The sequence below is a fragment of the Marmoricola sp. RAF53 genome (assembly GCF_052114005.1).
In the GTDB taxonomy this organism is placed as follows: Bacteria; Actinomycetota; Actinomycetes; order Propionibacteriales; family Nocardioidaceae; genus Marmoricola.
Window position 1 is genome coordinate 26,468 of record NZ_JBFRDX010000012.1, and the last position, 21,072, is coordinate 47,539.

Sequence of the window (21,072 nt, forward strand, 5' to 3'; positions counted from 1 at the left end):
CTCCCTCACTGGTGAGACGAACAGGTTAAAACGGGCAAACCGGTCCGCGCGATTTGATTCCGAAACTGCCTCGTATCGGTCTAGACGGGCAGTTCGGACAGCGCGTGGGCGCAGCCGCACTCCAGCGCGATCTCCTCGAAGTGCGGTGCCAGGGTGTCGCCGCGCATGATCCCGGACCCGGGCGTCGTACGGGACAGCTCGTCGGCGGCGAGCACCACCGCCGCCGCCGTGTACGTCGTCCGCTCGTCGGGCCAGTTCACGTCCTCGGGGTAGACCCAGCCGGTCCAGTAGCGGCCGTCCTCGACCCGCAGGTGCTGCATCGCCGCGAACTGCTCCAGGGCGCGGTCGTGGTCGCCGATCGCGTCCAGCGACATCACCAGCTCGCAGGTCTCGGCGCCGGTCACCCAGTTGTTCTGCACCACGCACTTGATGCCGCGGCCGGGGATCACGAAGGTGTCCCACCGGCTCTCCAGCAGCTCGACCGCGGCCGCGCCGCGGACGGCGCCGCCGAGGACCGGGTAGTACCAGTCCATCGAGAACTCGGACTTGTCCAGGAACAGGTCGCGGTGCCGGCGCAGCGCGTGCCCCAGGCGGCCGCCGGACAGCTCCCACTCGGGCTGCGGGTCGTCCATCAGCTCGGCGAGCGCGACCCCGGCCCGCAGCGACTGGTAGATGCTGGACGACCCGGCGAGCAGGCCTTCCTCGTTGCGCTTGGCGGGACCGTTCGCGTCCCACTCCTGGGACCAGGCGATGCCGCCCCAGCCGAGCTGCATCCCGACGACGAAGTCGAGCCCGGCCCGGACCACCGGCCACATCCGCTCGACGAACGCGCGGTCGCGGCGCAGCAGCCAGTGGTGCCAGACGCCGACCGCGAGGTAGGCGGACATGTTCGTCTCGCCCGAGGCGTCCCGGATCTCGCCGACGACGATCTCCATCGGCCAGGACCCGTCGGCGCGCTGGGTCCGCGCGCACCAGTCGTAGGCGCGCTCGGCGGCCTCGACCTGGCCGCCGACCAGCATCGCCATCGCACCCTCGACGTGGTTCCAGACGTCGGTCTTCTCCCCCGGCGTCCACGGCACCGCACCGCTCTCCTCCTGCATCGCGGCGATGGAGGCGGCGGTGTCCGCGACCTGCTCGGAGGTGAGCACGCCGTCGACGGCAGGGATCTGCCAGGTACGCACGGTCGAGGAGGTCACACCGTCACTCCGGCTTGCGGAAGTAGAGAACCATGCTCTTGCCGACGAGCGGGTTCAGCGCCTTCTCCGCGAGGCGGGTGAGGGTCGAGTAGCGCGGGGTCTTCATGATGTCCCAGACCAGGACCTGGTGGTACGCCTTCACGAGCGGGTGGTCGTTGTTCTCCACGCCGACCGCGGACTTGATCCACCAGTACGGCGCGTGCAGGCCGTGGGCGTGGTCCTTGCCCTCGAAGACCATCGCGTCGCCCGGGTTGCCGTCGTTCATCCGGCCGCCCTTGGTGACCTTGTCGACGAGCTCGTGGTCGGTGTAGATCCGGATGTGCCCGCCCTCGGCGTTGTGGTACTCGGGCGAGAGCCGCCAGTTGATCACCTCGGGCAGCCAGCGCGGCACCGTGATCGCCATCGTGCCGCCCGGTCGGAGCACCCGGATGAGCTCCTTGATGGCCGTGACGTCGTCGTGGATGTGCTCGAGGACCTCCGAGCAGACCACGCGGTCGAACTCGCCGTCGGCGAACGGCAGCGCGAGGGCGGTGCCCTCCTTGATGTCGGCGGCGGCACCGGCCGGGACCTCGCCGGCCTCCTTCATCGCGCCGAACAGCTCGAGCACGCCGGCGAGCTCGTCGGCGTCCTGGTCGAAGGCGACCACGTCGGCGCCGCGGCGGTACATCTCGAAGGCGTGGCGACCCGCGCCGCAGCCCATGTCGATGACCCGGTCCCCCGGCTGGAGGCCGAGGCGGTCGAAGTCAACGGTCAGCATGTGCGGATCCCTCTCAGTTCTTCTTCTGGGTCTTCTTCTGGGGCACGGTCGGGTCGTTCGCGTAGTCGGCGCGGACCCGGTCGTAGGCCTCGGCGGTGGCCTTGGCCACGGCGCGCCAGCTGAACAGCTCCTGGGCGCGCTCCCGGCCGGCGCGCCCCATCCGGGCGCGGCGCTCGGGGTCGTCGAGGAGGTCGGCGATCGCGTTGGTCAGCTCGCCGACGTCGCCCGGCGTGACCATATCGGCGCACAGCCCCTCGGGACCGACCACCTCGGGGATCGCGCCGGTCCGGCTGACGACGAGCGGCGTCTCGCACGCCATCAGCTCGGCGGTCGGCAGCGAGAAGCCCTCGTACAGCGACGGCACGCAGGCGATCTCGGCGGAGCCCATCACCTTGACGAGCTCCTCGTCGCTGATGCCGTTGACGAACCGGACGTGCGCGCCGATGCCGAGCTCCTCGATGAGGGTCTCGGTACGGCCGCCCGGGGTCGGCTTGGTGACCAGGAGCAGCTCGACGTCGCGCTCGGTGCGCAGCTTGGCGAACGCCTCGAGGAGGGTCGCGATGCCCTTCATCGGGGCGTCGGCACTGGCCATCGCGACCAGGCGGCCCGGGACCCGGGGCTCGGTCGGCGGCACGAAGCAGTCGTCCACGCCGAGCGGGATGACCTGCATCTTGGCCAGGTCGGCGCCGAAGTCCTTGGCGGCGTCCACCTTGGAGGACTCCGAGGGGAGCAGGATCCAGCGGGCCCGGCGCACGACCGCGCCCTGCATCTTCAGGAAGCCGTACCAGCGGCGCAGCGAGAGCTTCTTGCGCAGCGTCGGCGCGGCGGCGATGTCGACGCGGCGGTCGAAGGTGATCGGGTGGTGCAGCGTGGTGAGGACCGGGATCCCGGCCTTCTTCTCGATGTCCATCACGCCGTACGACAGCACCTGGTTGTCGTGGACGATGTCGAACTCGTCGGCGCGTTCCTTGAGCACCCTGAGCACGCGCTTGCCGAACGTGCGCGGCTCCGGGAAGCCGGCGGTGCACATGATCGCGAACTCCTGGACGTCGATCCAGTCGCGGAACTCCCACGGCCACACCATGCGGAACGGGTCCGGCTCGCGGTAGAGGTCGAGGCTCGGCACCTTGGTGAGAGCCACACCCTCGTCGAGCTCGGGGTACGGCTGACCGGAGAAGACCTCGACGCTGTGCCCGAGCTCGGTGAGCTCACGGCTGAGGTGGCGGACGTAGACGCCCTGCCCACCGCAATGAGGCTTGCTGCGGTAGGACACGAGTGCGATACGCAACGGGTCCGCCCTTCCTATCCGGGACGAACCCGGGCTTTTTAGAACTGCAACGTGTTTCTATTATGACCGATCCCGCTGATAGCCTTCTGCCACGGTCTCGCGGGGCAATTCTGCACACGGGTGCAAGCCAAGTCACATCGAGACCGGACGAATCCGAAAAGGCAGACGAGGGAAAGGCTGACGATCTTGACGACCGCGAACTCCCTGAGCGCCGAGGACCTCGGTTCCGCCGCGCAGCGCGATCGTCGGCGCCGGATCCTCGACGCCACCATCGCACTCGCCTCCAAGGGCGGCTTCGACGCGGTGCAGATGCGGGCAGTGGCCGAGCAGGCCGACGTGGCGCTCGGCACCCTCTACCGCTACTTCCCGTCCAAGATCCACCTGCTCGTCTCCGCGCTGGCCCGCCAGTTCGACGACACCCAGGCGATCGTGGGCCGCAAGCCGGTCCCCGGCGACACCCCCGCCGAGCGGGTCATCTACGTTCTCCGCCGCGCCACCCGCGGCATGCAGGGCGACGCGAACCTCACCGAGGCGCTGACCCGGGCGTTCATGTTCGCCGACGCGTCCGTCGCCGCCGAGATCCACGTGGTCGGCATGCAGCTCACCACGATGCTCACCCGCTCGATCAAGGGCGACGCGTACGTCGAGGGCGAGGAGCCGTCGGCCGAGGACGTCGCCATCGCCCGCGTGATCAGCGACGTCTGGCTCTCCGCCCTGGTCTCCTGGGTCACCGGCCGGGCGACGGCCGAGGAGGTCGCCGACCACATCGAGACCGCCGTCCGGTTGGTGCTGCGCTAGTCACTCGTGGTCACTCGTGCCGGCCGCGCTCCCCTACCCCCCGAACGCGTGGGTCGCGGTCACGCCGCCGTCGATCGCGATCTCGGCGCCGTTGATGTAGCCGGACTCGTCGCTGGCCAGGAAGACGTAGAGCGGGGCGATGTCCTCCGGGTGGCCGACCCGGCGCAGCGGCACCCGCGAGGCACCGAACTCCATCGCCGCGTCGCCGCCGTGCGGGCGGGTCATCGGGGTGTCGATCATGCCCGGGTGGATCGAGTTGACCCGGATGCCCTTCGGGCCGAGCTCCATCGCCGCCGCCTTGCTCATCCCGCGGATCGCCCACTTGGTGGCGACGTACCCGGTCAGCGAGGCCATCCCGGCCAGACCCTCGACCGAGGACGCGTTGATGATCGAGCCGCCGCCGTTCTTCCGCATGGTGCGGGCGACGGCCTTCATGCCGAGGAAGGTGCCGAGCTGGTTCACGTTGACCAGCAGCAGGTACTCCTCCTTGGTCATCTTCTCGATCTCGGCGAAGCGCAGGATGCCGGCGTTGTTCGCGAGCACGCTCACCGGCCCGAAGGTGGCGTTCGCCTCCTCGACCAGGTCGGTCCAGGACTGCTCGTCGGAGACGTCGTGGTGGCGGAAGCGGGCGTTCTCGCCGAGCTCGTCGGCGAGCGCCTTGCCGAGGTCGTCGGCGATGTCGGCGATGAACACCTTCGCGCCCTCGGCGACGAACTGGCGGGCGATCTCGGCGCCCTGACCCTGCGCACCGCCGGTGACGATGGCGACCTTGCCGTGGAGTCGGTTGCTCATGTGGGTGTCTCTTTCCTGGATCAGATCGTGAGCTTGTAGAGCGCGTCGGCGCCGAAGTTGACCGCGGGGTCGCGGTCGGCGAAGAACGCGCCGACCGTCTTGTCGAGCTCGGCGAGGTCGAACGTCTCCCCGCTGGTGTCGAAGCGCTGGGCGATCGCCGGCGCCTCCATCAGGACCACCATGCCGCCGTACACGACGAACACCTGGCCGTTGATCGCATCCGAGGCCGGCGCCGCGAGGTAGGCCACGAGCGGCGCGACGTGCTCGGCCGAGTACGGGTCGACGGTCTTGCCGGACTGGTCCTCGCCGAAGACCGCGGCGGTCATGGCGGTCCGGGCCCGCGGAGCGATCGCGTTGGCACGCACGCCCATCTTGCCGAGGCCGCGGGCCGAGGACAGGGTCAGCGCGGTGATGCCGGCCTTGGCGGCGGCGTAGTTGGCCTGGCCCGGCGAGCCGCTGAGCGAGGCCTCCGAGGCGGTGTTGATGATCCGGCCGTAGACCTGCTCGCCGGTCTCCTTGTGCTTCCCGCGCCAGTACGACGCCGCGTTCCGGGAGAGCAGGAAGTGGCCGCGCAGGTGGATCTTCACGACGAGGTCGAACTCCTCGTCGGTCATGTTGTAGAGCATCTTGTCGCGGGTGACGCCGGCGTTGTTCACGACGATGTCGAGCCCGCCGAGCTTCAGCGCCGCCTCGACCATGGCGTCCGCGGTGGCCCGCTCCCCCACGTCGCCGCCGACCACGGCGGCTGTCCCGCCGAGTGCGCGGATCTCCTCCGCGGCCTCCTCGCCGGCTCCCGGCAGGTCGTTGACGACGACGGCCGCGCCGGCCTTGGCCAGCGCGACGGCCTCGGCCCGGCCGAGGCCGGCACCGGCTCCGGTGACGACGGCGACGCGGCCGTCCAGGCTCAGCGGGTCAGTGTTTTCAGGCATGGGGTAGTGCTTTCCGGGAGTGGGTGGGAGGAGGGAGGCGGAGCCGGTAGGGCGGGCTCAGCCCTCGACGATGCTGATCGCGGACTTCGGGCAGGCGGCGACGGCCTGGTTGACGGCGTCGCGGTTCTCGTCGGTGACGTTCTCGTCGAGGATCTGCAGGAAGTCGTCGTCGTCGATCTCGAAGTTCTGCGGCGCCAGGGCCTCGCAGAGCGCGTTCGACTCGCAGAGGTCGAAGTCGACCTTGATCTTCATGGGTGTTCCTCCAGGGTGGTGTTGCGCGTGCGGGAAATCGTGGGAGCGGTGGGGCGGCGCGGCGGCCGGTCAGGAGCCTTCGCTGGAGTGGCCGGGGAAGACGCCCTGGTCGGGGAAGACGAGCGGCGCGGCATTGTTGACGGCGGTGGCGGCCTCACCGAAGCCGACCGCGATCAGCCGGACCTTGCCCTCGTACTCGTTGATGTCGCCGGCGGCGAAGACCCGCGGCAGGTTGGTCCGCATCGCGGTGTCGACCCGGATGTGCCGCTTGTCGAACTCCAGGCCCCACTCCTTCATCGCGGACAGGTCCGCGACGAAGCCGAGCGCGGCGACGACGGCGTCGGCCGGGCGGGTGAGGACCTCGCCGTTCTCGAGGGTGATCTCGACCTTCTCCAGCTGGGCGTCGCCGACGAGCGCGCTGACCTGGGCCTTGGTGATGACCTCGGTCTTCCCGGCGAGCACGGCGTCGATGGTCGCCTGGTGCGCGCGGAACTGGTCGCGGCGGTGCACGAGGGTGACGGAGGCGGCGATGCCCTCCAGGTGGTGCGCCCAGTCGAAGGCGCTGTCGCCGCCGCCGACGATGACGACATCCTTGCCGACGTACTCGTCGAAGGAGGGTACGAAGAAGACCAGGCCGCGACCTTCCCAGCCCTGTCCGGCGGGCAGCGGGCGGGGGGTGAACTTGCCGATCCCGGCGGTGATCAGCACGACCTTGGCGCGCACCTCGGAACCGTCGTCGAGGCCGACCACGACACCGTCGTCGTGGACGGTCAGCGCCAGGGCGGTCCGGTCCAGCAGGTACGTCGGCTTGGCGCTGGCGGCCTGCTCGACGAGCGCGTTGACCAGCTCGCGGCCCTTGACGTTCGGGAACCCGGCGACGTCGAGGATGGCCTTCTCGGGGTAGAGCGCGGAGACCTGGCCGCCGATCTCGGGCAGCGAGTCGACGAGCGCGACCGACATGCCGCGGAAGCCCGCGTAGTACGCCGCGAAGAGCCCGGCCGGGCCGGCTCCGACGATGAGCACGTCCGTCTCGTGGGTAGCGGTCACCGCGCCGTCCTTCCGGGTTTCATTCCAAGAAGTGGAACCTGTTCTAGTTTATCAGAACGCGTCCATCTTGGACACGACCCAGTCCCCATCCTGGCGCTTCATGGTCATGAGTACCCGGTTTTGGTTCAGCTGCTGCTGCTTCGAGCCGTCCGCGGTGGTGACGGCGTTGACGAACAGCAGGACCTTGGCCTCGTCCTCGGTGAGCGAGGTCAGCGCGGTCGACATGACCGTCGCCTTGAGGGTGAGCTTGGCGTCGGTCGCCTTGGCGGCGGCGTCGGCCATCACGCCGTCGTACTCCTTCGCGAAGTTCTTGGTCATCGCCGCCCGGGCCGCCTTCTGGTCGGCCGGCAGCGTCTTGTAGCCGTAGGACAGGATCGTCGACGCGTTCGCCGCGGCCGAGCTCATCGCCGCGGTCCGGTACGCCGTCGAGGTGACCTGGCCGTTGTCGGCCTTCGCCAGGTCGCCCGGCTTCGAGGTCACCACCAGCGCGGCCAGCGTGCCGGCCAGCAGGAGGCACAGGGCGGCCAGCCCGACGGCGACCTTGTCCACCGGGCGGCGCGGGCCACGTTCGGCGGCGGCCGCGGTCTTCGCGGGCGCGTCGTCCGCGAGCGGCAGGGCCGTCGGCTCCGCGACCTCGTCCGCTGCGGCGGTGGTCTCCTCGGCCGGGAGGTCGGACTGGCAGAAGCGGCACTTGATCGCGGCGGCTTTGATGACCTCCGCGCAGTAGGGGCAGACCTTCTCGTCGGTGCCCACGACGTCGCCGGCGTTCACGAGACGAACTGCAGATCGTTGAGGAGCCACTTGTCGCCGACCTTGGTGAGGTTGAGCTGGAAGCGGTAGTACCGCTGGTCGTCCACCTTCTGGCCCTTCGCCTTGGCCTCGGCGACGGCCTTGTTGGTGACCGTGCTGTCGGCGGCCACGAACACGACCGCGGAGTCCGCGTCGATGTCGGACACGCCGACGCTGCGGACCTTGCCGGTGGAGACCGCCTGGCCCTCGCGGGCCGCCGCGGTCAGGTTCACCCGGGTCTGCTCGTACTGCTTCTTGAAGGTCCYGGTCGACAGCGCGAGCACCTTGTCGACCCGCGGGTCCATGTCGCGGTAGTCCACGTCGAGGAACGCGTTCGTGACGTTGCGCGCCGCGGTGGTCACGTCCGCCTCACGGTCCTCGGCGTCCTGCGCCGCGGTCCACGAGGACGGCAGCGCGCCGGGCGCGAACGCCTTCGCGCCGACCACGAACAGGCACGCCAGCGCCAGCAGCGCGGCGAGCACGCCCAGAACCGTCCGCGCTCTCATCGCGCTCCGTCAGTTCCGAGCAGCATCCACTGCCAGGAGTTGTCGCCGAACACTGTCTGCCTCCCCATCGTCAGCGTCTCGTTGACCCGACCTGTCTGCGCATCGTACGGGGCGACCCTGAGACGGGAACCAGAATCGGCTGAGACCGGCCCCTGCGGCGCCGGGGCGTACTTCGTGCCGCGCATGTTGTACGGCGCACCGGAGAGGCACTTGGCGTCGTACAGCGGCCGGTCGGTGAGATCGGTGCCCGGGCGCCACTGGCTGGCCGGCCGGTAGCCCTGGGTGCACGCGGGGGTGCCGTAGTTGAACTGCAGGTTGATGTGCCCGTAGCCGTCGCCCGGCGTCCCGGTGAAGCCGGAGGCGACCACCGCCGGGAAGGTGACCAGGGTTTGCTCGACGGCGCTCAGGCGCGCGGTCAGCACCTGGTTGACGGTGACCAGGTTGCTCAGGAAGACCGGCAGCGTCGGGGCCAGGCCCTTGAGCAGCCCGTCCACCTCCTGCACCGCCGGCGTCCCGCCCTGGAGGATCGTGCGCAGGTCGGTGTCCGCGTCCTTGAGCGTGCCGGTCAGGTCGGCGAGGTTCTTCACCGCGGACCGGATGTTGCCGGCGTTGGCCTGCTGGGTGGCCAGCACGGTCTGCCCGGACTCGATCAGCGCGATCGTCTCGGCCTCGTTGGCCTTGGCCTGCTCGACCAGCGCCGAACCGTTGTCGACCATCCGGCGCAGCGGGTCCGCGGTGCCGCGGAACATGGTCCCGAGCTCGGAGACGACGGTGGAGACGTCGGCCTGGTCCAGCGACCCGACCAGGCCGTTGAGCTTGACCAGGAGGTCGTCGGTCGCCTGCGGCAGGCTCTGCTCGCCGCCGTGGAAGGTCGCCCCGGCGGTCGCGTACGGACCGGTCTTCCGCGCGGGCTCGAAGTCGAGGTACTGCTCGCCGACCGCGGAGAGGTTGTGCACGTAGAAGGGCGAGCCCACCGGGATCTCGGTGCCCTCCTCCAGCGCCAGCGTCAGCCGTACGCCGGTCGGGATCACGTCCATGTCGGAGACCTGGCCGACCTTGACGCCCCGGTAGGTCACCTCGCTGCCGGTGAACAGTCCGCCGGAGGTGGGCAGCTCGGCGTGCACCGTGAGACCGCGCCCGGCGATCCGGTCCACGATGCCGAGGTAGCTGCCGGCGACGTACACGATGCCGATCGCACTCAGCAGTGCGAAGGCGATCAGGCGTACCCGTACTCCGCGCGTCATGATCCCCCCAGTCCGAGCAGGGCCCCGAGCCCGCCGAGCAGTCCGCCGTTGGTGCCGCCGGCGCTCGGCGAGGACGCCCCCGTACCCGGCTTCGGCGTGGTCGACGGGCTGGTCCCGCCGAACAGGCCGTTGAGCAGGCCCTGCAGCGGGTTCGTCGTGTTGCCGTTCGCGCCGGGCCCGGTGCCCGGGCACAGCGGGTTGGCCGGCATCAGCGAGCAGAGCTGGGCCAGCAGGGTGGCGTCGAGCGTCTTGCAGACCGGGGCGAGCGGGGTAGCCATGCAGATCTCGACCGGGCTCGGCAGGTTCGAGCTGTTGCCCGGGCCCCCGGTCGCGAACAGCTTGGACAGGTCGAAGTCGAGCGCGAAGAGCGCGTTCGCGTAGTCGCCCTTGGCGAGGTCGGCGGCCTCCTTCGGGAACGGGAAGCTGGCCATCAGGCTGACCCCGCGGGGCAGCGAGTCGCCGGCGTCGGCGAGCTCGCGCAGCGCCGGCTGCAGGTGCCGCAGGGTGGAGACCAGGTCGTCCTTGCTCGCCGCCAGGACCCGGGTCCCGACGCTGCCGAGCTTGTCCAGCTCGCGGAGCATCTTCACCAGCGCGGCGTGCTGGCCGTTGAGCACCTTCAGCGCCGGGCCCATCGCGTCGATCGCGGCACCGACGGCCTTGCTCTCCCGGTTCAGCGTGACCGCGAGCTTGTCGACGGCCGCCATGGCGGCCAGGATCGACTGCTTCTGGTCGTCGAGCGAGCCGACCAGGTTCCTGATGTTGGCCAGCGCCCCGCGGGCGTCCTCGGTGCGGCCGTCGAGCATCTTGTTGATCTCGACGCTGATCGTGCGCAGCTGCTCGACACCGCCGCCGCTGAGGACGAAGGAGAGCGCGCCGAGCACCTCCTCGACCTCCGGGTTCCGCCCGGTCCGCTCCAGCGGGATGTCGTCGCCGTCGGCGAGCCGGCCGGTGGCGCCGGTCGCGGGGGCGAGCAGGGCGACGTACTTCTCGCCGAGCAGGCTGGTCTGGCGGATGTCGGCGGTCGTGTTCGCCGGCAGGTCCAGGTCCTTGCGGACGAGCATGGTGATCTTGGCGTTCCAGCCGGTGCGCTCGACCTCGGAGACCTGGCCGACCGGGACGTCGTCGACCATCACGGCGGTGCGCGGGACCACGTTGAGGGCGTCGGTGAACTCGGCGGTGATCTCGATGGCGTCGCCCTTGCTGACCGCCTTGCCGCCGGGCAGGGGCAGGTCGTAGGCGCCGTCGAACTTGCACGAGGAGACCGCGAGCACGAGCGCGATCAGCGCGGCCACGCGGACCAGGACCTTGGGCAGGAGGCGGGTCATCGGGCCACCCCTCCGAGCAGGCTGCCGAAGCCGATCTGCGGCCGGTTGGCGCCGAGCTTCGCGGCCGAGCCCGGCGTGCCGGCGCCGATGTTCGTGCCGCCGGAGAGCGGCGCCGTGATCGCCCGCAGCACCTGGCAGGCCAGGCCGGCGTTCGCGATCCGGGCGTTGACGACCACGTCGCAGAGCACGTTGCCCAGGCTCTGCGCGGTCGGGCCGAACTGCAGCCGCGAGCCGATCGAGCCGGTCTTCACGTCGTAGGCCAGCGTCAGGTTGCTCAGGCCCAGCGGGCCGAGCTGGAGCGCCGTCCCGAGCGACTCCTTCTCCTGGGCGAGCACGCCGAGGACCGAGGAGAGGTCCTGGATGTTCGAGGTCAGCGCGGACTTGTTGTCGTGCACGAAGGTGCGCACGTCGGTGACGACGCCGGCCAGCGCGGCGAGTGCCGTCCGCAGGTCGGTCCGCTCCCCCGCCAGCTGCGCCGAGACCCCGGCGAGGTCGCCCATGAACTGGTTCACGAACGCGTCGTTGGCGGCGAGCACCTCGGTCAGCTGCGAGAGCTGGCGCACCGAGCTGAACAGCGGGCCGCTGTTGTCCCCGAAGGTCTCCACCGCGCGGGACATGTTCAGCAGGGTCTGGTTGGCGAGCGCACCCTGGCCGCGCAGCGCGTTCGCGCCGGCGCTCAGGACCGAGCTGAGGGCGCCGTTCTTGTTGGCCCCGTTGGGGCCGAGCGCGGTCGACAGGTCGGCCAGGCTCTTGTAGATCCGGTCGAGCTCGACGGGAGCGGCGGTCTTGGCGAGCGCGATGTCGGCTCCGTCGGCCATCACCGCACCCTTGGTCCACGCCGGGGTGATCTGCACGTACCGGTCGGCCACCAGGGTCGGGGTGATGATCGCGGCCTTCGCGCCCGCCGGGAGCTTGTACGTCGCGTCGTACGTCATCTCGACGCGGACGCTCTCGCCCTCGGGGACGACCGAGTCCACGCTGCCGATCCGCACGCCCATCAGCCGGACCTCGGAGCCCGGGTAGATCGCGACCGCGCGCGAGAAGTGCGCGGTGAGGGAGCGGGTGTCCGAGCCGCGGGTGAAGACCAGCAGGGTCGCGCCGACGAGCAGCAGCGCCACGACCACGGCCAGCGTGCGGCCGCTCAACCGGTCCAGGACACGGGTCCGGGTGCTCTCGGGCGTACTCACGGGGCACCTCCCGTCGTCGTGGGCCGGTTCCCGGGGACGAACTCCCCGGTGGCGAGCCCGACCAGGTTCGGCACGTAGGAGTCGAACCAGGGGCCGGTGCCGATGACGTTGATCAGCGTCGACGCGTACGGGCCGAGGTTGTGGATCGTCTGCTTCAGCGACTGCTCCCGCTTGTGCAGCAGGCCGATCACGGTCTGCAGGTCGGCCAGCACCGGCCCGATCTGCTGCCGGTTGTCCGCGACGATGCCGCGCAGCGCGACGGCGAGCCGGTTCGCGTTCACGAGCAGCGAGTGGATCGCCTCGCGTCGCTGGCGGAGCTCGGCGAACACCTGGTCGCCGGACTTCATCAGGGCGACCAGGTCGGTCTTGCGCTTCGCGAGCAGGGCGGTCACCTGGTCGGCGTGCTGGAGCAGCGCGCCGAGGTCGTCGTCGCGCTCGGCGATCGTCCGGGAGAGCCGGGAGATGCCGGTGAAGCTGTCGTGGACCTGCGGGGCGGCCGAGTCGATCGTGCCGGCCAGCGTGTTGAGCGCGGTGGCGAGCTGGTCGGTGTCGATCGCCTCGGTCCTGGTGGTGAGCTCGTCGAGCGTGCTCACGATGTCGTAGGACGCCGAGGTCCGGCTGAGCGGGATGGTGCCGCCCTTGTCCATCTTCTCGGAGCCGGCGGACTTCAGGTTCAGGAATTTGCTGCCGAGCAGGTTGAGCACCTCGACGGACGCGCTGGTCTTCGTGCCGAAGGACGCGTCGTGGACGTCGAAGTTGACCTGTACGTGGTCGTCGTGGATCTCGATGCTGTCCACCCGGCCGACGCGGACGCCGGCGATCTGCACCATGTCGCCGCGGGCCAGGCCGGAGGCGTCGGTGAAGTCGGCGTGGTACGTCGTACCGCGGAACCCGGGGAACTTCTGCAGGTTGAACGCCGCCGCCATCACCAGCAGCAGCACGACGAGGGAGATGGCCCCCAGCCGCATGATCGAGCTCTCGGAGTGGCGGGCCATCACATGCACCTCTGCGCGGTGCTGTAGAAGTTCAGCGCCTTGTCGAGGGACTTCTGGATCTGGTCCAGGATCGGCTTGGTCAGGTTCGGGATCCCGAGCGCCTGCAGGTCGAGCTTGGGCAGGATGATCCGGCCGGTGAAGTCGCAGAGGTAGTAGTTGTACCAGGACCCGTAGGTGCCGACCGCGGCCTGCTTGCGGAACAGCTCGGGGAGCCGGTCGAGGGCCTCGTTGACCAGTGCCTGGCTCTCGGGCTTCGCGAGGATCTTGCTGAGCCGGCCGATCTGCTCGATGTCGCCCTTGAGCGCCGGGCGGCTCGCGGTGAGCAGGTCGCCGAGCTGGCCGGTGAGGCCGCTGACGCTCTGCAGCGACGCGCCGATCGTCTTCCGGTCGTCGGACAGGTTGCCGAGCCAGCCCTTGAGCTGGACGACCAGGTCGTCGAGCTGCTGGTGGTGGTCGTCGACGGTCTTGAGCATCGCGGAGAGATTGGTGATCACGTCGCCGATGAGCTCGTCGCGGTCGGCGAGGGTGTTGGTCAGCGACGCGGTCCGGGAGAGCAGCTCGTTGATCGTGCCGCCCTCGCCCTGGAGCACCTTGACCAGGTTGAGCGAGAGCTCGTTGATCTGGGCCGGGTCGAGCGCGCTGAACAGCGGCTGGAAGCCGTTGAAGAGCGCGGTCAGGTCCAGCGCCGGCGTCGTCTGCGCCATCGGGATCTCGCCGCCGGACTTCAGCCGGGACGCGCCGGGCTGGCCCTGGGAGAGCGCCAGGTAGCGGTCGCCGACGAGGTTGAGGAACCGGATGTCGGCGTGGCTCGCGGTCGTCACCGGGACGTCGCTCTTCACCTTGAAGGTGACCACCGCGTGGTCGCTGTTGACGATCTCGACCTTCTTGACCGAGCCGACGGTGAGGCCGGCGATCCGGACGTCGTCGCCGCCCTTGATCAGGCTGGCGCTGCTGAAGACGGCCTGGTACTCGGTGGTCGAGCCGAAGCCGAAGTTGCCCATGATCATCGCCAGCACCGTGGTCACGACCAGCGAGACGGCGGTGAAGATGCCGAGCTTGGTCGCGGCGACAGTGGTCCGGGTGTTCCGCGCGCTCATCAGTGCCTCCCCGGTTCGTCGAGGTCACTGCCGTCGGGGAGCGGGGTGTACGGCGCCGGCACCTGCGGGTTCGGCAGGCCGAGGCACCAGGGGCCGTGGCCGGTGCCGGCGTACTGGGGCCGGTCCTTGGCCGTGTACGCCGGCCGCTGGACGGCGTCGAAGGACATCTTCTGGCGCACCCGGTTGCCCTTGAAGATCTGGGCGAGCCGATCGGTGTACTTGTCCAGGCCTTGGAGCAGGCAGGTGTACTCCGGGGAGTAGGTGTCCAGGAGCGCGGTCAGCGGCTGGGCGAGCCTGGTCTCGCGGACGATCAGGTCGCCGTTCTTCGCGAAGATCCCGGTGCTGGTGATCGCCAGCCCGGTGGTGGCGTCGATGAAGCCGCTGAGCTGGTCCTTCTGGGTCGCGACCGTCCGTGCGGTGACGGTGGCGTTCTTGAGCAGCCGGACCAGGTCCGGCGCCGCGATCGAGTAGGTCTGGCTGACCTGCGAGAGCAGGGTCAGGTCCTTCTCCACGGTCGGCAGGTGCACGTTGACCGAGGCGAGGTAGTCGTTGAGGTCGGTGAGCGTCCGGCCGAGCTTCTCGCCGCGGCCGGAGAGCGCGTGCGAGAGCGCGTAGAGCGTCGTGTTGAGGTCCGCCGGCCGGATCGAGCGCAGCAGGGGGAAGAGTGTGGCGAGCACCTGCTGGAGCTCGACGTTGGTGGTCACCCGGGAGGCCGGGATCACCGCGCCGTCGCTCAGCGGGTGCGTGGACGGGTCGGCCGGGTCGACGAGCGCGACGTACTTCTGGCCGAACAGCGTGGTCGGACGGATCTCGACGGTCACGTTGTCGGGGATGTCCTGGGCGGCGTCCGGCTGGAGGCCGATCTTGATCTCGGCCTCCTTCCCGTTCTGGCTGATCCCGCGGACCTGGCCGACGAGGACCCCGTGGAGGCGCACGTCGCCGTACTTGGCCAGCTGGAGGCCGGCCCGGTCGGCGTGCACCGTCACCATCGTCACCGGGGTGAACCACTTGAGGTAGATCCCGATGGAGAGGGTGATGAGGATGACGATGGCCGTCATGTAGGCGATGCCGGCGACGAAGAGCCGGCGGTGCTCCGACGGCGTGTCGTGGACGATGTTGGTCAGCATCTCTCCCCCGCCCGCCTAGCCGGTGATCCGGACGGTGGTGGTGGAGCCCCAGATGGCGAAGCTGAGGAAGAAGTCCGCGACCACGACGGTGACGATCGAGGTCCGGATCGCGCGGCCAACGGCCATGCCGACGCCGGCCGGTCCGCCGGAGGCGGTGTAGCCGTAGTAACAGTGGATCAGGATGATCGCGACGGCGAGGATGAGCAGCTTGAAGAACGACCAGAGCATGTCGATCGGCGGCAGGAACTGGATGAAGTAGTGGTCGTAGGTGCCCGGCGACTGGTGGTAGATCAGCGTCGTGATCAGCCGCGGGGACAGGTACGACGCGCACAGCGCGACGATGTAGAGCGGGATCACCGCGATGAACGCCGCGATCATCCGGGTCGTCACCAGGAACGGCAGCGACGGGATGCCCATCACCTCGAGGGCGTCGATCTCCTCGGAGATCCGCATCGCGCCGAGCCGTGCGGTGTAGCCGCAGCCGACGGTCGCGGCGAGCGCGATCGAGGCGACCAGGGGCGCCACCTCGCGGGTGTTGAAGTACGCCGAGATGAACGCGGTGAACTTCGCGACGCCGATCTGGCTGAGCGACGCGTAGCCCTGGATGCCGACCTCGGTGCCGGCGAAGAACGCGAGGAACGCGATGACGCCGGCGGAGCCCGCGATCAGGGTGAGGCCACCGGCGCCGAAGGCGACCTCGGCCAGGGTGCTGCTGATCTCACGCTTGTAGCGGCGGATCGCCCGCGGCGTCCAGGCGAGCGCCTTGACGTAGAACAGCAGCTGGTCGCCGCGCTCCTCGACGCGCATGCGCTGCTCGGAGAGCATCGCGCGGCCGACTCCGGCGGACTGGGTCATCGCGTCACACCCCGCTCTGCGGGACGACCTGGAAGTAGATCGCCGTGATGATCGCGTTCAGGAAGAACAGGACCATGAACGCGATGATCACGGACTCGTTCACCGCCCGGCCGACCCCGCTCGGGCCGCCGCCGGCGTTGAGGCCCTTGTAGGCGCCCACGACCGCGGCGAGGTAGCCGAACAGGACCGCCTTGATCATGGCGACGTACAGGTCCGGGAGCGAGGCGAGCGCGGTGAACGAGGAGAGGAACGCGCCGGCGGAGCCGCCCTGCACGATCACGGTGAAGAAGTAGCCGCCGCCGATGCCGGCCGCGATCACGATGCCGTTGATCATCGCGGCGACGAACACGGTGGCGAGGACGCGCGGGACGACGAGGCGCTCGATCGGGTCGACGCCGAGGACCTCCATGGCGTCGATCTCCTCGCGGATCTTGCGGGCGCCCATGTCCGAGCAGATCGCGGATCCGGCGGCGCCGGCGATGATGAGCGCGGCCGCGATCGGCGCCGCCTCGCGGACGACGGCGAGGACCGCGCTGGCGCCGGCGAAGGACTGCGCGCCGAGCTGGCCGGTCAGGTTGCCGACCTGCAGCGAGATGACCGCGCCGAACGGGATCGAGATCAGGATCGTCGGGATCAGCGTGACGCTGGTGATGAACCAGGCCTGCTCGATGAACTCCCGGGTCTGGAAGCGGCTGGTGAAGACGGCCTTCGTGACGTCGACGACCATCGCGGCGATCTCGCCGGGTCCTCGCACCACGGAGGCAACCGAGATCGCCACGCGCCCCCACCTCCCTGGTGTCCCTGGATCAGTTGTCGCTGCTCGGCGCCGCGTCGCGCACAAACAGAATGAAATCTAGAACGTGTTCTCGTTTGCTGCAAGCGCAGCGACCACTCCCGTACCGAAATCAACGAGATTGTCCGAGAATGGTCACGCAATTTTGTGACGCCGACCACGAAAACCACCGATTTGTCCGTTTGGACAGATGTCTGGTCATTCGACCGGTCAGCCGACCGTCTCCCAGCCCGCGGGCCGGTGCTTCTTGGCCAGGCCCTGCACCACCAGCCGGTACGACGCCTCGACGGCCTCCACGAGCTCGTCCTCGGGGATCGCGCCGTCGGTCCGCAGCGTGTTCCAGCCGGAGCGTCCGATGTACGCCATCACGGTCGCGTCGTCGGGGTAGCGGTCCAGCCACTCGTCCGCGACGTCCCGGTTCGGGCCCGCCTTCACGCCGACCGAGTCCGCGGCGAGGAACGCGAAGATCTTCCCGGCCTCCCCCACCTTCACGACCGGGTACTCGTGGTCCCACGGGTTGTCCGCCCATGCCCCGGGGAAGCCGAGGCAGAGCTCGGTGAGGCCGGCGACGTCCATCAGCGCCTGCCGAAGAGCCGGGCGAGGAGGCCGCGCTGCTCGGTGATGACGCCGGGATCGACCGCGACCGGACGCCTCTGCTCCTCGACCATCTCCTCCAGGAACTTGTCGACGTCGCCCATGTCATAGCCCTCGCGCAGCCGCACCGGGGTGAACCGGACCGGACCGACCAGCGGGCCCAGGTCCCGGCCGCGCTCGAGGGCGTCCTCGACCAGGTCGAGGAACTTGTCGACCTCGCCCATGCTGTAGCCCTCTCGGATGCGGACCGGGGTGAAGCGGGAGCTGCGGACGCGCTGCGCCAGATCCGGCCGCGGCACGAAGGCCGGCGCGGGCTCGGCAACGGCCCGGGTCACCGGCTGCTCGGGGGCGGGTTGCGGAACGGGGACCGAGCGCAGCTCGGCCAGGAAGGCATCGACCTCCCCGATGGCGTAGCCCTCACGCAACCGGACCTCCCGCAGCTCGCTCTCCGCGATGATCGGCCCGAGCGCCTCACCGCGCTCGGCGGCGGCGAGCAGCCGGTCGAGCAGGTAGTCGACCTGACCCATGTCGTACCCCTCGCTCACCCGCACCGGGGTGAACTGGACGTCGCGGATCCGGTCGAGGAAGGAGTCGGTCACGGGACGATTATGGCGGTGGCGAGCCGGTCCGTCCGCTCAGCGTGCGCCCGCTTCAATCATTTGCCTGAGTTCCTTCTTCAGATCGCTGATCTCGTCGCGGAGCCGGGCCGCCACCTCGAACTGCAGCTCGGCGGCGGCGGTGTGCATCTGTTCGGTGAGCTGCTGGACGAGCTCGGCCAGGTCGCTGGAGGGCAGTCCGGCGAGGTCGGGCATCTTCTGGCGGTCAGCGTCGAGCTTCGACAGGCCCGGGACCGGGGCCTTCTTGCTGCGGTCGCCGCGGGCGCCGGTGCCCTGCCAGGTGGCGAGCAGCTCCTCGGTGTTCTCGTCCTCGCGGGCGAGCATCTCGGTGATGTCGGCGATCTTCTTGCGCAGCGGCTGCGGGTCGATCCCGTGCTCGGTGTTGTACGCGACCTGCTTGGCTCGCCGGCGGTTGGTCTCGTCGATCGCGGTCTCCATTGACGCCGTGATCCGGTCGGCGTACATGACGACCTGGCCGGAGACGTTGCGGGCGGCGCGGCCGATCGTCTGGATCAGCGACTTGTCGGAGCGCAGGAAGCCCTCCTTGTCGGCGTCCAGGATCGCGACCAGGGACACCTCCGGCAGGTCGAGGCCCTCGCGGAGCAGGTTGATGCCGACGAGCACGTCGTACTGGCCGAGCCGGAGGTCGCGGAGCAGCTCGATCCGCTTCAGCGTGTCCACCTCGGAGTGCAGGTAGCGGGTGCGGATCCCGTTCTCCAGCAGGTAGTCGGTGAGGTCCTCGGACATCTTCTTGGTCAGCGTGGTGACCAGGACGCGCTCGTTGCGCTCGGTCCGGAGGTTGATCTCGCCGATCAGGTCGTCGATCTGGCCCTTGGTGGGCTTCACGATCACCTCGGGATCGATCAGGCCGGTCGGGCGGATGATCTGCTCGACCACGTTGTCCAGGCCGCCGCCCTTGGCGAGCTCGTAGTCGCCCGGGGTCGCGGAGAGGTAGATCGTCTGGCCGATCCGGTCCAGGAACTCCTCCCAGCGCAGCGGCCGGTTGTCCATCGCGCTCGGCAGCCGGAAGCCGTGGTCGACCAGGTTGCGCTTGCGGGACATGTCGCCCTCGTACATCCCGCCGATCTGCGGGACCGCGACGTGGGACTCGTCGACGACCAGCACGAAGTCCTCGGGGAAGTAGTCGATCAGGCAGTTCGGCGCACTCCCCCGGCTCCGGCCGTCGATGTGCATCGAGTAGTTCTCGATCCCCGAGCAGGAGCCGACCTGGCGCATCATCTCCACGTCGTACGACGTCCGCATCCGCAGCCGCTGCGCCTCCAGCAGCTTGCCCTGACGCTCGAACAGGCCGACCTGCTCCTCGAGCTCGGTCTCGATCCCCTGGATCGCGCGCTCCATCCGCTCCGGGCCGGCGACGTAGTGGGTCGCGGGGAAGACGTAGACCTCGTTGTCCTCGGTGATCACCTCGCCGGTGACCGGGTGCAGCGTCATCAGCCGCTCGATCTCGTCGCCGAAGAACTCGACCCGGACCGCCATCTCCTCGTAGACCGGGAAGATCTCCAGCGTGTCGCCGCGGACCCGGAAGGTGCCGCGGGTGAAGGCCAGGTCGTTGCGGGTGTACTGGATCTGGACCAGCCGGCGCAGCACCTCGTCGCGGTCCATCTCGGTGCCGACCTTGAGCCGCAGCATCCGGTCGACGTACTCCTGCGGGGTGCCGAGGCCGTAGATGCAGGACACGGTCGAGACGACCACGACGTCACGGCGGGTGAGCAGCGAATTGGTCGCCGAGTGCCGCAGCCGCTCGACCTCCTCGTTGATCGAGGAGTCCTTCTCGATGTAGGTGTCCGTCTGCGGGACGTAGGCCTCGGGCTGGTAGTAGTCGTAGTACGAGACGAAGTACTCGATCGCGTTGTCCGGCATCAGGTGCCGCAGCTCGTTGGCGAACTGGGCGGCCAGGGTCTTGTTGGGCTGCATCACCAGCACCGGCCGCTGCAGCCGCTCGGCCACCCAGGCGACGGTGGCGGTCTTGCCGGTGCCGGTGGCGCCGAGCAGGACCACGTCCTGCTCGCCGCCGGTGATCCGCTTCTCGATCTCGGCGATCGCGGCCGGCTGGTCGCCCGACGGCTGGAACTCCGAGATGACCTGGAACGGCGCGACACGGCGCTCGAGATCGGTGACGGGACGCATGTGGCAAGACTAGGCCGCACCACCGACAAGGCGGGTCGGAGCGTTCCGCCGCGCGGCCGCACGGGCTAGGTTCGGGCCATGGAGCAGTACCTCGAGGTCGTCGGTCGCGGCGCCGCGACCCAGGCCCCGGACCGGCTCGACCTGCACATCTCGGTCACCCTGGTCGCCACCGACGTCGGGGACGCGCTCACCGGGCTCGCCGACAAGGTCGTCGCGCTCGGCACCGCCCTGCGGGAGGCCGGGCTGGCCGACGCCGACATCCGCACCACCGGCAGCAACCTGGGCGAGGAGTACTCCGGGCACGACGCGGAGGGCCGGCGCTCCGCCGGTTTCCGTGCCTCGCAGGACCTCCTGATCCGGCTGGGCGACCTCGACCGGGCCTCGGAGGTCGTGTCCGCGGCGCTGGCCGCCGTCGGCGACGCGTTCCGGCTCGGCCACCTGGCCTGGTCGCTGGCGGACGAGGTGCCGCTGGTCGACCTCGCCCGCGAGGCGGCGTACGCGGACGCCGCGGAGAAGGCCGCCAAGCTGGCGGCACTCGCGGGCGCCCGCGTCGGCGGCCTGATCCGGGTCACGGAGGGCGAGGGGTACGGCGGCGGGGTGCCGCGGCTGATGACGGCGAAGGCCGACCCGTCCTTCGCGGCGGAGCGCGGCGAGAGCCGGGTCGAGGTCTCCCTGACGACCCGCTGGACGCTGGTGCCGTGAGCCGCCGTCACCGCCCGCACGCGATGCCCTAGTT

The 21,072-nt window shown here is 69.8% G+C and carries 22 protein-coding genes; 2 read left to right on the forward strand and 20 right to left on the reverse strand.

Going from position 1 to position 21,072, the window contains the following annotated elements; genetic code table 11:
* Positions 1-80 precede the first annotated feature (80 nt).
* Genes AB4Y76_RS12235 through AB4Y76_RS12245 form a run of 3 tightly spaced genes read right to left on the reverse strand, consistent with a single transcriptional unit; the run spans position 81 to position 3,241 of the window.
* Positions 81-1,196 (reverse strand): prenyltransferase, encoded by a 1,116-nt coding sequence (locus AB4Y76_RS12235; RefSeq protein ID WP_441925587.1) that lies wholly within the window; start codon positions 1,194-1,196, stop codon positions 81-83.
* Between the two features lie 4 nt (positions 1,197-1,200).
* The gene (locus AB4Y76_RS12240; RefSeq protein WP_441925589.1) at positions 1,201-1,953 is read right to left on the reverse strand and encodes a class I SAM-dependent methyltransferase; all 753 of its coding nucleotides are present in this window, start codon (positions 1,951-1,953) and stop codon (positions 1,201-1,203) included.
* Positions 1,954-1,966: 13 nt separating this feature from the next.
* A complete protein-coding gene (locus AB4Y76_RS12245; RefSeq protein ID WP_441925591.1) occupies positions 1,967-3,241 on the reverse strand; it encodes a glycosyltransferase family 4 protein in 1,275 nt (424 codons plus the stop codon).
* A 186-nt stretch (positions 3,242-3,427) separates the two neighbouring features.
* Between AB4Y76_RS12245 and AB4Y76_RS12250 the strand changes: the two genes are divergently transcribed.
* Positions 3,428-4,039: a TetR family transcriptional regulator gene (locus AB4Y76_RS12250; RefSeq protein ID WP_441925593.1), complete on the forward strand. Its 612-nt coding sequence runs from the start codon at positions 3,428-3,430 to the stop codon at positions 4,037-4,039.
* Between the two features lie 33 nt (positions 4,040-4,072).
* Here the strand turns inward: AB4Y76_RS12250 and AB4Y76_RS12255 are convergent, their stop codons facing one another.
* From AB4Y76_RS12255 to uvrB, 17 genes are all read right to left on the reverse strand, one after another.
* Positions 4,073-4,831, reverse strand: a complete 759-nt coding sequence (locus tag AB4Y76_RS12255) for a glucose 1-dehydrogenase (protein ID WP_441925594.1) — start codon at positions 4,829-4,831, stop codon at positions 4,073-4,075.
* A gap of 20 nt (positions 4,832-4,851) precedes the next feature.
* Positions 4,852-5,760 (reverse strand): 3-oxoacyl-ACP reductase, encoded by a 909-nt coding sequence (locus tag AB4Y76_RS12260; protein ID WP_441925596.1) that lies wholly within the window; start codon positions 5,758-5,760, stop codon positions 4,852-4,854.
* Between the two features lie 57 nt (positions 5,761-5,817).
* A complete protein-coding gene (locus AB4Y76_RS12265; RefSeq protein ID WP_441925598.1) occupies positions 5,818-6,012 on the reverse strand; it encodes a ferredoxin in 195 nt (64 codons plus the stop codon).
* Between the two features lie 69 nt (positions 6,013-6,081).
* Positions 6,082-7,059: an NAD(P)/FAD-dependent oxidoreductase gene (locus AB4Y76_RS12270; protein WP_441925600.1), complete on the reverse strand. Its 978-nt coding sequence runs from the start codon at positions 7,057-7,059 to the stop codon at positions 6,082-6,084.
* A gap of 51 nt (positions 7,060-7,110) precedes the next feature.
* Positions 7,111-7,830 (reverse strand): hypothetical protein, encoded by a 720-nt coding sequence (locus AB4Y76_RS12275; RefSeq protein WP_441925602.1) that lies wholly within the window; start codon positions 7,828-7,830, stop codon positions 7,111-7,113.
* The gene (locus tag AB4Y76_RS12280) at positions 7,827-8,354 is read right to left on the reverse strand and encodes a hypothetical protein (protein ID WP_441925604.1); all 528 of its coding nucleotides are present in this window, start codon (positions 8,352-8,354) and stop codon (positions 7,827-7,829) included. The genes AB4Y76_RS12275 and AB4Y76_RS12280 overlap by 4 nt, the downstream gene beginning before the upstream one ends.
* Entirely contained in the window at positions 8,351-9,598 is a 1,248-nt protein-coding gene (locus AB4Y76_RS12285) for an MCE family protein (protein ID WP_441925606.1), read from the reverse strand. The genes AB4Y76_RS12280 and AB4Y76_RS12285 overlap by 4 nt, the downstream gene beginning before the upstream one ends.
* Positions 9,595-10,923: an MCE family protein gene (locus AB4Y76_RS12290; RefSeq protein ID WP_441925608.1), complete on the reverse strand. Its 1,329-nt coding sequence runs from the start codon at positions 10,921-10,923 to the stop codon at positions 9,595-9,597. Before AB4Y76_RS12290 ends, AB4Y76_RS12285 begins: the two co-directional genes overlap by 4 nt.
* On the reverse strand, positions 10,920-12,110 hold the full coding sequence (locus AB4Y76_RS12295) for an MCE family protein (RefSeq protein WP_441925610.1): 1,191 nt from the start codon (positions 12,108-12,110) through the stop codon (positions 10,920-10,922). The genes AB4Y76_RS12290 and AB4Y76_RS12295 overlap by 4 nt, the downstream gene beginning before the upstream one ends.
* Positions 12,107-13,105, reverse strand: coding sequence for an MCE family protein (locus AB4Y76_RS12300; RefSeq protein ID WP_441925612.1), 999 nt, complete (start codon positions 13,103-13,105; stop codon positions 12,107-12,109). Before AB4Y76_RS12300 ends, AB4Y76_RS12295 begins: the two co-directional genes overlap by 4 nt.
* Entirely contained in the window at positions 13,105-14,202 is a 1,098-nt protein-coding gene (locus AB4Y76_RS12305) for an MCE family protein (protein ID WP_441925614.1), read from the reverse strand. Before AB4Y76_RS12305 ends, AB4Y76_RS12300 begins: the two co-directional genes overlap by 1 nt.
* The gene (locus AB4Y76_RS12310) at positions 14,202-15,329 is read right to left on the reverse strand and encodes an MCE family protein (protein WP_441925616.1); all 1,128 of its coding nucleotides are present in this window, start codon (positions 15,327-15,329) and stop codon (positions 14,202-14,204) included. Before AB4Y76_RS12310 ends, AB4Y76_RS12305 begins: the two co-directional genes overlap by 1 nt.
* Before the next feature lie 15 nt (positions 15,330-15,344).
* Positions 15,345-16,184 carry an ABC transporter permease gene (locus AB4Y76_RS12315; RefSeq protein ID WP_441925618.1) on the reverse strand — a complete coding sequence of 280 codons (840 nt, stop codon included), beginning with the start codon at positions 16,182-16,184 and terminating at the stop codon, positions 15,345-15,347.
* A gap of 4 nt (positions 16,185-16,188) precedes the next feature.
* A complete protein-coding gene (locus tag AB4Y76_RS12320; protein WP_441925620.1) occupies positions 16,189-16,962 on the reverse strand; it encodes an MlaE family ABC transporter permease in 774 nt (257 codons plus the stop codon).
* 225 nt (positions 16,963-17,187) lie between these two features.
* Positions 17,188-17,553 (reverse strand): MmcQ/YjbR family DNA-binding protein, encoded by a 366-nt coding sequence (locus tag AB4Y76_RS12325; protein WP_441925622.1) that lies wholly within the window; start codon positions 17,551-17,553, stop codon positions 17,188-17,190.
* Positions 17,553-18,170: a DivIVA domain-containing protein gene (locus AB4Y76_RS12330; RefSeq protein ID WP_441925623.1), complete on the reverse strand. Its 618-nt coding sequence runs from the start codon at positions 18,168-18,170 to the stop codon at positions 17,553-17,555. Before AB4Y76_RS12330 ends, AB4Y76_RS12325 begins: the two co-directional genes overlap by 1 nt.
* 36 nt (positions 18,171-18,206) lie before the next feature.
* The gene (uvrB, locus tag AB4Y76_RS12335) at positions 18,207-20,336 is read right to left on the reverse strand and encodes an excinuclease ABC subunit UvrB (RefSeq protein ID WP_441925625.1); all 2,130 of its coding nucleotides are present in this window, start codon (positions 20,334-20,336) and stop codon (positions 18,207-18,209) included.
* Positions 20,337-20,414: 78 nt separating this feature from the next.
* Between uvrB and AB4Y76_RS12340 the strand changes: the two genes are divergently transcribed.
* The gene (locus AB4Y76_RS12340) at positions 20,415-21,038 is read left to right on the forward strand and encodes an SIMPL domain-containing protein (protein WP_441925627.1); all 624 of its coding nucleotides are present in this window, start codon (positions 20,415-20,417) and stop codon (positions 21,036-21,038) included.
* Positions 21,039-21,072 lie beyond the last annotated feature (34 nt).

Bases quoted from the DNA above. Each gene is read 5' to 3' on its own strand.
- AB4Y76_RS12240 (WP_441925589.1), bottom strand. From the start codon at position 1,953: ATGCTGACCGTTGACTTCGACCGCCTCGGCCTCCAGCCGGGGGACCGG.
- AB4Y76_RS12255 (WP_441925594.1), bottom strand. From the start codon at position 4,831: ATGAGCAACCGACTCCACGGCAAGGTCGCCATCGTCACCGGCGGTGCG.
- AB4Y76_RS12260 (WP_441925596.1), bottom strand. From the start codon at position 5,760: ATGCCTGAAAACACTGACCCGCTGAGCCTGGACGGCCGCGTCGCCGTC.
- AB4Y76_RS12265 (WP_441925598.1), bottom strand. From the start codon at position 6,012: ATGAAGATCAAGGTCGACTTCGACCTCTGCGAGTCGAACGCGCTCTGC.
- AB4Y76_RS12285 (WP_441925606.1), bottom strand. From the start codon at position 9,598: ATGACGCGCGGAGTACGGGTACGCCTGATCGCCTTCGCACTGCTGAGT.
- AB4Y76_RS12290 (WP_441925608.1), bottom strand. From the start codon at position 10,923: ATGACCCGCCTCCTGCCCAAGGTCCTGGTCCGCGTGGCCGCGCTGATC.
- AB4Y76_RS12300 (WP_441925612.1), bottom strand. From the start codon at position 13,105: ATGGCCCGCCACTCCGAGAGCTCGATCATGCGGCTGGGGGCCATCTCC.
- AB4Y76_RS12305 (WP_441925614.1), bottom strand. From the start codon at position 14,202: ATGAGCGCGCGGAACACCCGGACCACTGTCGCCGCGACCAAGCTCGGC.
- AB4Y76_RS12310 (WP_441925616.1), bottom strand. From the start codon at position 15,329: ATGCTGACCAACATCGTCCACGACACGCCGTCGGAGCACCGCCGGCTC.
- AB4Y76_RS12315 (WP_441925618.1), bottom strand. From the start codon at position 16,184: ATGACCCAGTCCGCCGGAGTCGGCCGCGCGATGCTCTCCGAGCAGCGC.
- AB4Y76_RS12325 (WP_441925622.1), bottom strand. From the start codon at position 17,553: ATGGACGTCGCCGGCCTCACCGAGCTCTGCCTCGGCTTCCCCGGGGCA.
- uvrB (WP_441925625.1), bottom strand. From the start codon at position 20,336: ATGCGTCCCGTCACCGATCTCGAGCGCCGTGTCGCGCCGTTCCAGGTC.
- AB4Y76_RS12340 (WP_441925627.1), top strand. From the start codon at position 20,415: ATGGAGCAGTACCTCGAGGTCGTCGGTCGCGGCGCCGCGACCCAGGCC.